12 protein-coding genes are annotated in these 13,124 nt (G+C 40.5%); all 12 read right to left on the bottom strand.

Features of this window, described 5'->3' with window-relative positions:
- Window positions 1-3: 3 nt before the first annotated feature.
- The 12 genes from leuD to G7B20_RS06085 all read right to left on the bottom strand — a co-directional run bounded on the left by leuD (window position 4) and on the right by G7B20_RS06085 (window position 12,977).
- A complete protein-coding gene (gene leuD / locus G7B20_RS06140) occupies window positions 4-603 on the bottom strand; it encodes a 3-isopropylmalate dehydratase small subunit (RefSeq protein WP_164109349.1) in 600 nt (199 codons plus the stop codon).
- Window positions 600-1,430 carry a class I SAM-dependent methyltransferase gene (locus G7B20_RS06135; protein WP_164109347.1) on the bottom strand — a complete coding sequence of 277 codons (831 nt, stop codon included), beginning with the start codon at window positions 1,428-1,430 and terminating at the stop codon, window positions 600-602. The genes leuD and G7B20_RS06135 overlap by 4 nt, the downstream gene beginning before the upstream one ends.
- A gap of 22 nt (window positions 1,431-1,452) precedes the next feature.
- Window positions 1,453-2,850 carry a 3-isopropylmalate dehydratase large subunit gene (leuC, locus tag G7B20_RS06130; protein ID WP_164109345.1) on the bottom strand — a complete coding sequence of 466 codons (1,398 nt, stop codon included), beginning with the start codon at window positions 2,848-2,850 and terminating at the stop codon, window positions 1,453-1,455.
- A 110-nt stretch (window positions 2,851-2,960) separates the two neighbouring features.
- Entirely contained in the window at window positions 2,961-4,442 is a 1,482-nt protein-coding gene (ilvC, locus tag G7B20_RS06125) for a ketol-acid reductoisomerase (protein WP_164109343.1), read from the bottom strand.
- A 39-nt stretch (window positions 4,443-4,481) separates the two neighbouring features.
- Window positions 4,482-4,952: a DinB family protein gene (locus tag G7B20_RS06120; RefSeq protein WP_164109341.1), complete on the bottom strand. Its 471-nt coding sequence runs from the start codon at window positions 4,950-4,952 to the stop codon at window positions 4,482-4,484.
- Between the two features lie 112 nt (window positions 4,953-5,064).
- Window positions 5,065-5,655, bottom strand: a complete 591-nt coding sequence (gene ilvN, locus G7B20_RS06115; RefSeq protein ID WP_164109338.1) for an acetolactate synthase small subunit — start codon at window positions 5,653-5,655, stop codon at window positions 5,065-5,067.
- Window position 5,656: 1 nt separating this feature from the next.
- Window positions 5,657-7,399, bottom strand: a complete 1,743-nt coding sequence (gene ilvB / locus G7B20_RS06110) for a biosynthetic-type acetolactate synthase large subunit (RefSeq protein WP_164109336.1) — start codon at window positions 7,397-7,399, stop codon at window positions 5,657-5,659.
- 70 nt (window positions 7,400-7,469) lie between these two features.
- Window positions 7,470-9,170, bottom strand: a complete 1,701-nt coding sequence (ilvD, locus tag G7B20_RS06105) for a dihydroxy-acid dehydratase (protein WP_164109334.1) — start codon at window positions 9,168-9,170, stop codon at window positions 7,470-7,472.
- Window positions 9,154-10,044 (bottom strand): branched-chain amino acid transaminase, encoded by an 891-nt coding sequence (locus tag G7B20_RS06100; RefSeq protein WP_164109332.1) that lies wholly within the window; start codon window positions 10,042-10,044, stop codon window positions 9,154-9,156. The genes ilvD and G7B20_RS06100 overlap by 17 nt, the downstream gene beginning before the upstream one ends.
- 340 nt (window positions 10,045-10,384) lie before the next feature.
- On the bottom strand, window positions 10,385-10,636 hold the full coding sequence (atpC, locus tag G7B20_RS06095) for an ATP synthase F1 subunit epsilon (RefSeq protein ID WP_164109330.1): 252 nt from the start codon (window positions 10,634-10,636) through the stop codon (window positions 10,385-10,387).
- A gap of 108 nt (window positions 10,637-10,744) precedes the next feature.
- On the bottom strand, window positions 10,745-12,247 hold the full coding sequence (gene atpD, locus G7B20_RS06090) for a F0F1 ATP synthase subunit beta (protein ID WP_079643312.1): 1,503 nt from the start codon (window positions 12,245-12,247) through the stop codon (window positions 10,745-10,747).
- A 136-nt stretch (window positions 12,248-12,383) separates the two neighbouring features.
- The gene (locus G7B20_RS06085; protein ID WP_164109328.1) at window positions 12,384-12,977 is read right to left on the bottom strand and encodes a hypothetical protein; all 594 of its coding nucleotides are present in this window, start codon (window positions 12,975-12,977) and stop codon (window positions 12,384-12,386) included.
- Window positions 12,978-13,124 lie beyond the last annotated feature (147 nt).

The following is a 13,124-nucleotide window of genomic DNA, read 5'->3' as shown; positions in this document are numbered from 1 at the left end:
CTCTTAATAAAAGGAAAAGGGTCTTGTTTGTTCAAATACTTCTACTTCTTTTGAGTGACTTAAAATGAAATCGATATCATCATAGCCATTTATTAAGCAGGATTTTTTGTAAGGGTTTATTTCAAACTCAAAGGTATCACCTGTAGCCAATAGCGTCACGGTTTGTTTTTCCAGATCCACCTCGATTTCAGTCGCAGGATCAGCGAATACTGTAGCGAATACTTTTTCTAAAAACTCTTCGGGTACAGTGATTGGCAATACACCATTGTTGAGGGCATTACCTTTGAAGATATCTGCAAAAAATGAGCTGATTACGACATTGAAGCCATAATCTTCTATAGCCCATGCGGCGTGTTCGCGCGAGGATCCGCAACCAAAGTTCTTTCCAGCAACCAGTACTTTGCCGGTAAAAGTGGGGTCATTTAATACGAAATCTGCCTTAGGCTGATCATTCCCATCAAATCGCCAATCCCGGAATAAGTTATTTCCGAAACCTTCACGTGTCGTTGCTTTCAAGAAACGAGCAGGAATGATTTGATCGGTATCAATATTTTCAATAGGTAATGGAACTACCTTTGAAGTTAGTTTTTCAAATTTTTTCATCTGTATATATTTAATACGGCTCTTACTTCTCTAAGTTTTAATGTCATACTTTGGGCTTCGTTGTCCGCCCAGTTATTGTAGTCCTCAATTGCTTCTAAACGATTCTCGTTGCTGAGGTACCCTTCATCGACCATCTGTCTTGAGCTGGCTAAATTGGACCAGATTTTGATTTTTGATTTGTGCGACGGAATGCTGCTCTCGTAATGTTCATCCGCATTGAAAACCTCTATCTGATCAAAGCCATGCTCTTCAAGGATATCTGCCATATCAAATCCGATCCTATTGTTCATCCCCGCATCTTTACGCCACATCAAGAACATATTATAGAAATTTTGCATGCTTTTGGGGATTTTTGGTGTCCAATCGATCATTTCATGATTATAATCAAGAATCGAAACTACGCCATTAGGCTTTAGCAGCGTCTTGATCTTATCAATGGCTTGTCCTATTGTCGAAATCCATTGAAAAGTTCGCGCTGATACAATTAAATCAAATTTTTCCTCCGAATCAAAATCAAGCACATCGCAATGGAGCAATTCTAAGTTTTGAACCTCGGCATATAAGTTCTGACCTTCCGTTATAAAGGATGCGGTATTGTCGATACCAACAACATAGCCAGTCGGACCAACACTATTAGCAATATCTCTGGTGATAGCTCCTGTTCCGCATCCGATATCTAGAACGCGGAGACCTGGCTTTAGGGCAGACATCAACGTACGATAATCTTGCCCCAAGGATCTTTGGTTAAAAATACTATTGGCAGACTGGGATTCCCGATGGATCACCTTATTTTGAGATACTTCTACTGTTTGGCAAATATGACACATTTCTTCTTCCGTCCTCCTCGATCTATATTAATTCTCTTACATCCACAACTTTTCCTGCAATAGCTGCCGCTGCTGCTGTCAATGGGCTCACCAACATCGTACGTGCATTAGGCCCTTGACGCCCTTCAAAGTTGCGGTTTGATGTTGATACACAGTATTTCCCTGCAGGGATTTTATCCTCATTCATACCCAGACATGCCGAACATCCCGGTTCACGCAATTGAAAACCAGCCGCTTCAAATATTTTATCAATACCTTCTGCTTTCGCTTGTGCTTCGACTTGTTTCGATCCCGGTACGATCCATACCTCCACGCTATCCGCTTTCTGTTTGCCTTTTATAAATTCCGCTACCTGACGTAAGTCTTCGATGCGAGAGTTTGTACAGCTACCTATAAACACGTAGTCCACCGGTTTATTCAAAACCTGCTCGCCATCATGAAAGCCCATATAATCAAGTGCTTTTTGGTACGAAGGACGTTCATTATCCGGTTGAGATACCGTAGTTGGAATTGTTTCAGTAACACCTATTCCCATTCCAGGGTTTGTACCATAGGTAATCATAGGTTGGATATCAGCCGCATCAAAAGTTAATACCGCATCAAAGTTCGCGTCTTCATCCGAATATAGGGTCGACCAGTAAGATACCGCTTTATCCCAATCCTCACCTTTTGGAGCAAATTCACGCCCCCTTATATAATCAAAAGTAGTTTGATCGGGAGCGATCAGACCACCTCGTGCACCCATCTCAATACTCATATTACACACTGTCATACGACCTTCCATGCTTAATGAGCGGATCGCAGAACCTGTAAATTCTACAAAGTAACCCGTACCACCGGCAGCAGTAGTTTTTGAAATGACATATAATATAATATCCTTGGCACTTACACCTTTACCCAGTTGTCCATTAATTTCGATTTTCATGGTCTTAGGTTTTTGCAACAGCAGGCATTGTGTAGCAAAAACCTGCTCTACCTGAGACGTACCTATACCAAACGCAATAGCACCAAAAGCACCATGTGTAGAGGTATGACTATCACCACATACCATGGTTTTTCCGGGTAGTGTGATGCCTAGTTCAGGCCCGATAACATGTACAATACCTTGATAAGGATGTCCTAATCCATATAATTCTATCCCAAATTCCTTACAGTTTTTGGTCAGCATATCCACCTGATAGCGTGATAATTCTTCTTTAATTGGCAGGTGTTGATTTAAAGTTGGGACATTGTGATCAGCCGTAGCCACGGTTTGTTTCGGACGAAACACTGGAAGGCCTCTCTTGCGTAACCCGTCAAATGCCTGAGGTGACGTCACCTCATGGATAAGATGGGTGTCTATATACAATATATCAGGGAACCCTTCTTGCTGCTTGACGACATGTGCATCCCAAATTTTTTCTACTAATGTTTTTCCCATTTTCTCTCTTTTTTGTTAAAGTTACGAAGGTTATGGGAGTTATGAAAGTGATGATACTTTCTTAATCCCATAACCTCTATAACTTTTGTAACCTTCCTAACTACCCTAATCTATATTGTTTTAATAGCTTTCATTGCAGTCATTGCTTTGCGCAATTCACGTCCTACTATCTCAACAGGATGGTTACGTAATACTTCATTGATTTGAACCAATCTCACATTATCTACAGCCGCATCTTTTCCACTGTTAAAATCTTTTCCGACTACATCTGTATCGATTTTTGCCATGAAGTCATTCAGTAATGGCTTACAAGCTTGGTCAAATAGGTAACAGCCATATTCTGCTGTATCCGAGATGACACGATTCATTTCAAATAATTTTTTACGAGCGATTGTATTCGCTATCAATGGTGTTTCGTGCAGGGATTCGTAGTATGCCGACTCTGGTTTGATACCCGCTTCAACCATCGTTTCAAAAGCCAACTCCACACCGGCCCTTACAAAAGCAACCATCAATAGGTAGTTGTCAAAGTACTCTTGCTCTGCAATTTTTACATCACCGGCAGGGGTTTTTTCAAAGGCAGTTTCTCCCGTTTCAGCTCTCCATTTCAATAGATTCGCATCGCCATTAGCCCAGTCTTCCATCATGGTCTTACTGAATTCGCCAGACATGATGTCATCTTGGTGCTTTTGGAATAGAGGACGCATTATGTCTTTCAATTCCTCAGAAAGCTCAAACGCTTTCACTTTTGCAGGATTACTCAAACGGTCCAACATACCGCTTACTCCACCATGCTTTAAAGCCTCAGTGATTACCTCTACACCATATTGTACCAGTTTAGAAGCATAACCAGCATCGATACCTTTTTCGATCATTTTATCGAAAGATAGGATAGAGCCTGTCTGTAATAAGCCACAAAGGATTGTCTGTTCGCCCATAAGATCAGATTTTACCTCAGCTACGAAAGAAGATTTTAATACACCTGCACGGTGTCCACCTGTACCTACACAGTAAGCTTTAGCTTCAGCCCATCCCTTGCCTTGTGGATCATTTTCAGGGTGTACAGCGATGAGTGTTGGCACCCCAAAACCTCTCAGGTATTCCGCGCGCACTTCCGAACCTGGACACTTAGGCGCCACCATGATGACAGTGATATCTTTACGGATCTGCATACCTTCTTCCACAATATTAAATCCATGTGAGTAAGAAAGTGTAGCGCCTTGTTTCATCAATGGCATTACTGTATTCACTACGGAAGTATGTTGTTTATCGGGAGTTAGATTGATGACAAGGTCTGCTGTCGGAATCAACTCTTCATAAGTACCTACAGTAAAATTATTATCTGTTGCATTTTTCCAAGAGTCTCTTTTTTGTTCAATAGCTTCTTTGCGTAAAGCGTAAGATACATCAAGTCCACTATCTCTAAGATTTAATCCTTGGTTTAAACCTTGTGCACCTGCACCTACGATAACGATTTTTTTACCTTTTAAAGCTTCCACACCGTCCGCAAACTCGGACGAATTCATGAATTCTGCAATACCCAATTGGTTCAATTGCTCTCTAAGAGGTAAGGTGTTGAAATAATTTGCCATTGTTTTTACTATTTAAAGTTTTTCTCTGTTTAGATTTAGTTATTTATTGTTGATTATTCGGTTTTGCGCTATCGCGTATCCATAATGTAGATTATCATGCCCCGCAGACAGTTGGATTATTTCCTCGATAGCGGACAACGTTTCTTTGTAGGTGTCAGTAGCGAATGGTATGATTTCCTTAAATACCCCCGCGTTGTAATCTTTTCTTATTTGCTCAATAGTCGTTATTGCTAACCTTTTTAAGTCGTCTACTTCTTCTTGCGTAACTGTATAAGTCGGCTTTGAGCCCTTAACATAGGACTTGAGGTATTTTACCATAGCGGTGTCCGTACTTACTCCGCTTCTTAAATAACATAAAGCCGGCGTGACTACGACGATATGGCCAAAATTCCAGATGATATTGTTGTTGAAACCCGTTGGTATCTCATTAAGTTGTTCTATGGTCAAACTGTCTATCAATTGAATGAAAGCCCTACGTGTCTGTATTATGAATTTAAATGTATTTTCCATGTTGTTGTTATCAAGTTACGTCGTTAAGAAGTTATGTAGTTACGAAGCTATGTAGTTATCGAGTTATAAGGTTGTAACCTTATAACCTCATAAGCCCTGTAACCTTGTAGTCTTACATCGTAAATACTTGATCCTGTTGGTCTAAGAATTCGTTCTCTACAATCTCTGGAGCAGGCTCTTCACGTTCAAACTGTTTTAGTTTCGTATGGAATCCCGCACTATCTTTGATAATTGCGATTCGCGCTCCTCTGACAAATTCGATTAAGCCGTATTTTGTTAGCTCTCGTGTTAGTCGATCGATTTCTTCTCGGTGACCAGCAGTCTCAAAGACGATATAATCCGGACGTATAACCACCACATTCGCGCCATATTGACGCAATAAGCGCTCTACGTAGACCTTCTCGTTCACGACATCTGCTGGCACCTTGTATAAAGCCTGCTCTTGCCAGATCAATTCCTCATTCGTATTGAAGTACGCTTTTAGGACTTCCACCTGTTTTTCAATCTGACGACACAGTTTGCGTACCACCTCTTCGCCTTCCGATATTAAGATGGTAAAGCGGTGGATACCTTCAACCTCTGAAGGAGAGGTGTTTAAGCTTTCTATATTGATTTTACGGCGAGAGAATATATTCGATATACGACCGATCATACCGATCGAATTCTCTGTATATATAGTGATGGTAAATTCTTGTTTTTCCATTTTATTTTAATCTTATTTCTGAGACACTCGTCCCTTGTGCAACCATGGGGAAAACATTATTCTCTTTGCCTACCATCACTTCCAATAAGTAGGAGCTATCGTGGTTTAACATCGTTTCCAATGCACCACGAAGGTCTTTGCGTTCAGAGATTCTATTTCCATCGATATAATATCCTTTTGCTACCGCGACGAAGTCAGGGCTTGTAATGTTGACAAAGGAGTAACGTTTGTCATTAAACAATTGTTGCCATTGGCGTACCATACCCAGAAACTGATTGTTCAGGATCAATATCTTTACTTTTGCTCCAAATTGCATGATCGTTCCCAGCTCCTGTAGTGTCATCTGAAAACCACCGTCACCAATAATAGCGATTACATCACGATCTGGTGCACCATACCAAGCTCCGATAGCGGCAGGTAGTCCGAACCCCATAGTTCCCAAACCGCCGGAGGTGACATTTGATTTAGATTGATTGAATTTCGCATAGCGGCAGGCAATCATTTGATGTTGACCGACATCGGTTGCTATGATAGCGTTACCACCTGTCAATTCGTTCAAAACATTGACGACTTCGCCCATGGTTAGTATGTCACCTTTCGGGTTTAGTTCATCTTGGATGACTTCTTTAATTTCCTCTTTCTCCAGCTCGCGAAATTGTTGTAACCATGCAGCATGGTCGCCTTTATTGATCAGTTCAGTCAATAGGGGTAATGTTTCCTTACAGTCGCCCCATACTGGAACAGTAGCTTTTACATTTTTGTCTATTTCAGCAGGATCTATATCCAAGTGCACGACTTTCGCTTGCTTGGCATACTTGTCCAGACGTCCTGTCACCCGGTCATCGAAGCGCATTCCAACAGCAATGATTACATCACACTCGTTGGTCATGACATTGGGTGCGTAATTACCATGCATGCCTAGCATCCCTACGTGTAGGGGATGGTCAGTTTCCAAGGCGCTTAATCCCATGACGGTAGTCGCGGAAGGAAAGCCTCCTTTTTCGATAAACGTCTTGAATTCCTGTTCGGCCTTTCCGAGTATGATTCCCTGTCCAAAAAGAACAAAAGGTTTCTTTGCTGCATTGATTACCTCGGCGGCTTGTTGTATATATTCTTTCCTTACGATAGGAGCAGGACGGTAAGAGCGGATATGAGTACATTTCTCATAACCTAAATAGTCGAATAGCTCTATTTGCGCATTTTTAGTAATATCAATTAAGACGGGACCTGGTCTTCCAGTGTTAGCTATATAAAAAGCTTTAGCTAGTGCTGTAGGGATTTCGGAAGCTTCTGTTACCTGATAGCTCCATTTGGTGACCGGAGAGGTAATGTTGATGACATCTGTTTCCTGAAAAGCGTCTGTACCTAATAGTGACGCAAATACCTGTCCTGTAATGCAGACGATAGGGTTACTATCAATCATAGCATCAGCCAATCCCGTGACCAGATTCGTTGCACCAGGACCACTTGTTGCAAAAGCTACACCTACACGTCCTGACGTACGTGCATACCCCTGTGCAGCATGAATTCCACCTTGTTCATGGCGTACCAAAATATGCTTCAATCGATCATTGTAATCATACAATGCATCATAAATCGGCATAATGGCGCCACCTGGATAGCCAAATACGGTATCCACACCTTCGTGGATTAAAGCCTCCAATACGGCTTGTGAGCCGGTCAATTGGGAGGCTTTCGCAGTGTTTTGGTTTTCCTTTGTTTCGGTTTTTTCCAGTGTACTCATTTTATTAGTTAGTATTTAGATTTTAGTATTGCCTATCAAGATGTCCGTATCGCAATACGCACATCTCTTTTTATAAATCCGTTACACAGCCTTGCGAAGCATTCGCTACTGTTTTAGCATATTTATACAAAACACCTTTACTCACTTTTAGAGGAGGCTGTTTCCATGCCGTACGGCGTTCTGTTATTATTTCATCCGAGACCTTTAGACTTATGGTGTTGTTCACCGCGTCGATTTCTATGGTGTCATCGTCTTGTACGAGTCCTATAAGACCTCCTTCGTATGCTTCAGGGGTAATATGTCCGACAACAAAACCGTGTGTCCCTCCAGAGAATCTGCCATCAGTAATCAATGCTACAGAATTACCAAGACCCGCGCCGATGATTAGTGCCGTTGGTTTGAGCATTTCCGGCATACCTGGAGCTCCTTTGGGGCCTTCGTTTTTAATGACAATCACATCACCTGGTTTAATGCGTCCCGAAGAAACACCGGCAACAAGGTCGTGTTCTCCATCAAAAACACGGGCAGGACCGACAAATTTTTCGCCTTCTTTGCCCGATATCTTAGCGACAGATCCTTGCTCAGCCAGATTGCCATATAATATCTGTAGATGCCCTGTTTGTTTGATCGGCTTGTTTAGTGGCTGTATGATCGGCTGTTCATAGTCTATGATCGATTTGACGCCTTCTAGATTCTCAGCAAGCGTTTTTCCAGTCACGGTCAAGCACTCACCGTGCAATAGCCCCTCATTCAACAAGTATTTTAAGACAGCAGGGACACCACCATAATTGTGTAGATCCTGCATTAAGTATTTCCCTGACGGTTTTAAGTCTGCTAATACAGGCGTCTCGTCTGACATACGTTGGAAGTCATCCGGTGTAATCTCTACACCTACGGCATGTCCCATGGCTATAAAGTGTAATACAGCATTTGTCGAACCACCTAAGATTACGATCGTACGGATAGCATTTTCGAAAGCTTTACGTGTCATGATATCCGAAGGCTTTATATCTCTTTCCAATAGAATACGGATATATTTCCCAGCTTCAAGACATTCTTTTTTCTTTTCTTCAGATACAGCTGGATTGGAAGACGAGTATGGTAAACTCATGCCCAGTGCCTCAATTGCCGACGCCATCGTGTTTGCTGTATACATACCACCGCATGCACCAGCACCGGGACAGGTATGGCGTATCACGCCGTCATAGTCTTCATCAGATATGGTACCTGCAACTTTCTTTCCCAAGGCTTCAAAAGCCGATACAATATTCAATTCTTCACCTTTATAATGGCCAGGAGCTATTGTCCCACCGTATACCATGATAGCTGGGCGGTTTAGTCTACCAATTGCCATGATAGCTCCAGGCATATTTTTATCGCAGCCAGGTATAGCTACTACGCCATCATAGTACTGTCCACCGCAGATTGTCTCAATACTGTCGGCGATAACATCTCTCGATACCAATGAATAACGCATACCATCGGTACCATTGCTCATCCCATCACTGACACCGATAGTACCAAATGTTAACCCCACAAGGTCATTGGCCCATATACCTTTTTTAACAATTTGTGCAAGGTCATTTAAATGCATGTTGCAGGTATTACCATCGTATCCCATACTGGCAATACCGACTTGAGCTTTGCTCATATCAGCATCAGTAAGGCCGATTCCGTACAACATCGCTTTGGCCGCTGGTTGTGTTTCGTCCTGCGTGAATATTCTACTGTACTTGTTTAATACTTTTTCGTTATCAGATGATGACTTCATAATTTTCTTGTTCTAAAACTAAGTTTTTATATTTTCTTTGGATAGATGAACCTATGCTATGTGCCCACTCTTCTTTATAGATGACATGGTCTACTTGTTTGATCCCGATAATTTCAGCAGCAGTTCCGCTTAGAAAGGCAGAGTCTGCGCCATATATATCCTGGATCGTTAATTTTTTTTCAATAATGTCAAATCCTAATTCTTTACAGATATTAATGACGGTCTTACGGGTGATTCCCGGAAATACATTCTCCAAAGGAGGGGTATATATCTTAAAATCTTTTTCTATAAAAATATTCTCGCTCGACGCTTGAGCTACAAATCCTTCTTGATCCAGTAACAGCGCTTCGTCAAAACCATGACGTAAAGCTTCGCTAGTAGCCAGTATCGAGTTTATATATTGTCCAGATGCCTTCGCTTCTATAGGAAAGGATTTTGGATTCGGACGTTCAATAGTAGAGATATTAACCCTAAGCAGATTCTGTCCTAGATAAGGTCCCCATTCCCAGGCTGCGATCATGATGTTAGCCTGTTGCGAAGGAGTGAGATGCATGTTTGATCCCGAAAAGACCAAGGGTCTAATGTATGCCGATCTTAGGTTGTTTGTCTCTAGCAGTTCATAGCTCTTTTCTATGAGCGTACGGTTGTCCCAGTTATAAGGCAATCTTATCGCCTCGCAGGATTTTCTTAAACGTTCGAAGTGCGCTTCTGCTTTAAATATACGGGTTCCATTGTGTGTGTTGTAAGCACGCAGCCCTTCAAAGGCACCATAACCGTAATGCAAGGATTGGCCAAACAGGTCAACTCCAGCTTGATTTGCTTTTACAAATTCGCCGTTAAGATAGACTAATGTACTTTGATTATAGTATTGCATACGCTTACCATTTATTCACTTCCTCAAGTTAGCTCGATTTAAAATTCTATACAATAGGCAAATAGAGTATTTTGAAAAAGTTTATTATTTTATTATGTTTTTATTTTTGTTTTTTTGAAATCTTGAATACTTGTTTTTGCAGAATTTTATTTTGTTTAATATGAACCATAATTAAAATCGGTTCATTTTTTGGGATTTATCATTTTTATAAAATTCTGCCAATTTCTTCCTAAAATCGCAAAATGACACATTATTTTTTTAAAATTGCTGGTTTATAAAGCAAAAAAAAAGCCCTTAAAACTTGAAGTCTTAAGGGCTTTTTTATTATCGTTCTGTTTCTTTATTCTTGCACAATTCCTTCCGCTAAAACGATGATATTGTTGTCCTTTACTTCAACCACACCGCCTTTAATAATAATGACGTGATTGACATTACTAATATCCTTAATAATGACTTTTCCGTCGTCTAGCGTAGACACAATAGCAGCATGGCCTTTCAAAATTTGAAAAGAACCTGCCGATCCCGGTACAGTGACAGCAGTCACGTCGCCTTCGTAAGCTAATTTGTCTGGAGTTATTATTGTTAATTTCATGCTTTGATAGTATTAAGTAGTTAGTACTTAGTATTTAGAATATATTTTTCTAATGGATAGTAAGACAAGATATCTAACTACTATATACTAAATACTATCTACTCTATATTAAACTGCTTCTGCTAATAATTTCTTACCTTTCTCGATAGCGTCTTCAATTGTACCTACCAAGTTGAAAGCTGCTTCTGGGTATTCATCTACTTCACCGTCAATGATCATGTTAAATCCTTTGATGGTGTCTTTGATATCTACTAGACAACCTTTTAAACCTGTAAATTGCTCTGCTACGTGGAATGGTTGCGATAAGAAACGTTGTACACGACGAGCACGGGTTACCGTTAATTTATCTTCTTCTGACAATTCATCCATACCCAAGATCGCAATAATATCTTGAAGTTCTTTATAACGTTGAAGAATTTCTTTTACGCGTTGAGCAGTGTTGTAGTGCTCATCACCTAAGACAGCAGGGGATAAGATACGTGAAGTTGAATCCAATGGATCCACCGCTGGGTAGATACCAAGCTCAGAAATTTTACGAGACAATACTGTAGTCGCATCCAAGTGAGCGAAAGTTGTCGCTGGAGCAGGGTCAGTTAAGTCATCGGCAGGTACGTATACGGCCTGTACGGAAGTGATTGATCCATTTTTAGTTGAAGTAATACGCTCTTGCATCAATCCCATCTCTGTCGCTAATGTAGGTTGGTAACCTACAGCTGAAGGCATACGACCTAATAAAGCAGATACCTCAGAACCAGCTTGTGTAAAACGGAAGATATTATCGATAAAGAATAAGACGTCACGTCCTTGACCTTCGCCATCACCATCGCGGAAGTACTCTGCAATAGTAAGACCTGATAATGCTACACGAGCACGCGCACCCGGAGGCTCATTCATTTGACCGAATACAAATGTACATTTAGAGTCTTTCATTAACTCTGAATCTACTGTATTTAAAGGCCATTCACCTTTTTCCATGCCTTCCATGAAATGCTCTCCGTATTTGATAATACCAGATTCCAACATTTCACGAAGTAAGTCATTTCCTTCACGTGTACGCTCTCCAACACCGGCAAATACGGAAAGACCACCGTGTCCTTTTGCGATATTGTTGATTAATTCTTGAATTAATACTGTTTTACCTACACCAGCACCACCGAATAATCCGATTTTACCACCTTTTGCATAAGGCTCTAAAAGGTCAATTACTTTGATACCTGTGAAAAGAACTTCTGACTCTGTAGAAAGATCGTCAAATTTAGGAGGAGTGTTGTGTATAGACCGTCCGTTTGTTTTGTCCAATTCAGGAAGGCCGTCAATCGGCGAACCGACTACGTTAAATACACGACCTTTGATCTCTTCACCAATAGGCATTTTGATCGGAGCACCCGTATCAACTACTTTCATGCCACGTACCAAACCTTCTGTTGCATCCATCGCAATCGTACGAACACGCTCTTCACCAAGGTGTTGTTGAACTTCTAAAACGACACGTTGTCCATTTTCTTTTTCAATGTACAATGCATCGTAAATCTTAGGAAGATTTTCATTGTCGGCAAAGTTGACGTCAACCACTGGGCCGATAATCTGCGCTATTTTACCAATATTGGGCATATTATAGGGACTAAAATTTATTAATCTATTTATAAACAGCTATTTTCATAGCTGTATTTTGGAATGCAAAAATAAGGTATATCTATTTAAAAGCAAAACATATAAAAAAATAAATAGGAAGTTTTTTTGAAGCTATTTACGAATCCCTTTTTAACTGCTCGTCCAGTAGTTGTCTTTTTAATAATTGCTCTTTTTCCATAGCCTTCTTTTTGTACTGTGCAAACTCATTTTGAGCCTCTTCAGCCGTTTTTTTATGTTCTACGGTGTCTACTTTGGCTTTACGGAAAGAAATAAGCATCGTAAAGAAGCCAATACCCAATACGGCAATGATTACCCATACTAAAGTGTGGTATGCGCCTTTGGCGAAATCTATTCCGAGAAAAGAGATGCTATCTGTTTTTTGTTTTTCGGTTTGTAGTTCGGTTTGGACTGAACCCAACGAGTCTCTTAAGCCTTTTACCGTAGCGACTGACGAAGAAGAGTTGTTTTTAAGAGACGCGATTTCTTTTGTGTATTTAGAGATGGAGTCACTTACATTTTTCTGTATGATTTCTATATTAGATTTTCTTATTATTTTAAAATCAGCATCTTGAGATCTGGACTGAGCCAACAGAACTTGAAATTGTGTGGTTAGGTTTAAGTTAGACTGTAATTTTTGCTGTAAGGTCAATTGTGCGAAGCTGTGGGATACTAAGAATAGAAAAACTAAAGATAAAATAGACTTATGCATAGTTAGAAATAGATAAATGATGTTAAATACATCATAAATGTCCTAAATATAATGAAGGAATACAAGAAAAATTAAACTTTCATGATTCAATTGAATCATGAAAGTTCTTGATGGCCATTAAATACGGTCACTTTCAGAAAAAAAACA

This window comes from Sphingobacterium sp. xlx-96 (genome assembly GCF_011007365.1).
In the GTDB taxonomy this organism is placed as follows: Bacteria; Bacteroidota; Bacteroidia; order Sphingobacteriales; family Sphingobacteriaceae; genus Sphingobacterium; species Sphingobacterium luzhongxinii.
Note: the sequence above shows the minus strand (reverse complement) of the source record. Positions and strands in the feature narration are given on the sequence as shown.

Coding starts and splice junctions, on each gene's coding strand:
- leuD (WP_164109349.1), bottom strand. CDS start 603: ATGAAAAAATTTGAAAAACTAACTTCAAAGGTAGTTCCATTACCTATT.
- G7B20_RS06135 (WP_164109347.1), bottom strand. CDS start 1,430: ATGTGTCATATTTGCCAAACAGTAGAAGTATCTCAAAATAAGGTGATC.
- leuC (WP_164109345.1), bottom strand. CDS start 2,850: ATGGGAAAAACATTAGTAGAAAAAATTTGGGATGCACATGTCGTCAAG.
- ilvC (WP_164109343.1), bottom strand. CDS start 4,442: ATGGCAAATTATTTCAACACCTTACCTCTTAGAGAGCAATTGAACCAA.
- G7B20_RS06120 (WP_164109341.1), bottom strand. CDS start 4,952: ATGGAAAATACATTTAAATTCATAATACAGACACGTAGGGCTTTCATT.
- ilvN (WP_164109338.1), bottom strand. CDS start 5,655: ATGGAAAAACAAGAATTTACCATCACTATATATACAGAGAATTCGATC.
- ilvB (WP_164109336.1), bottom strand. CDS start 7,399: ATGAGTACACTGGAAAAAACCGAAACAAAGGAAAACCAAAACACTGCG.
- ilvD (WP_164109334.1), bottom strand. CDS start 9,170: ATGAAGTCATCATCTGATAACGAAAAAGTATTAAACAAGTACAGTAGA.
- G7B20_RS06100 (WP_164109332.1), bottom strand. CDS start 10,044: ATGCAATACTATAATCAAAGTACATTAGTCTATCTTAACGGCGAATTT.
- atpC (WP_164109330.1), bottom strand. CDS start 10,636: ATGAAATTAACAATAATAACTCCAGACAAATTAGCTTACGAAGGCGAC.
- atpD (WP_079643312.1), bottom strand. CDS start 12,247: ATGCCCAATATTGGTAAAATAGCGCAGATTATCGGCCCAGTGGTTGAC.
- G7B20_RS06085 (WP_164109328.1), bottom strand. CDS start 12,977: ATGCATAAGTCTATTTTATCTTTAGTTTTTCTATTCTTAGTATCCCAC.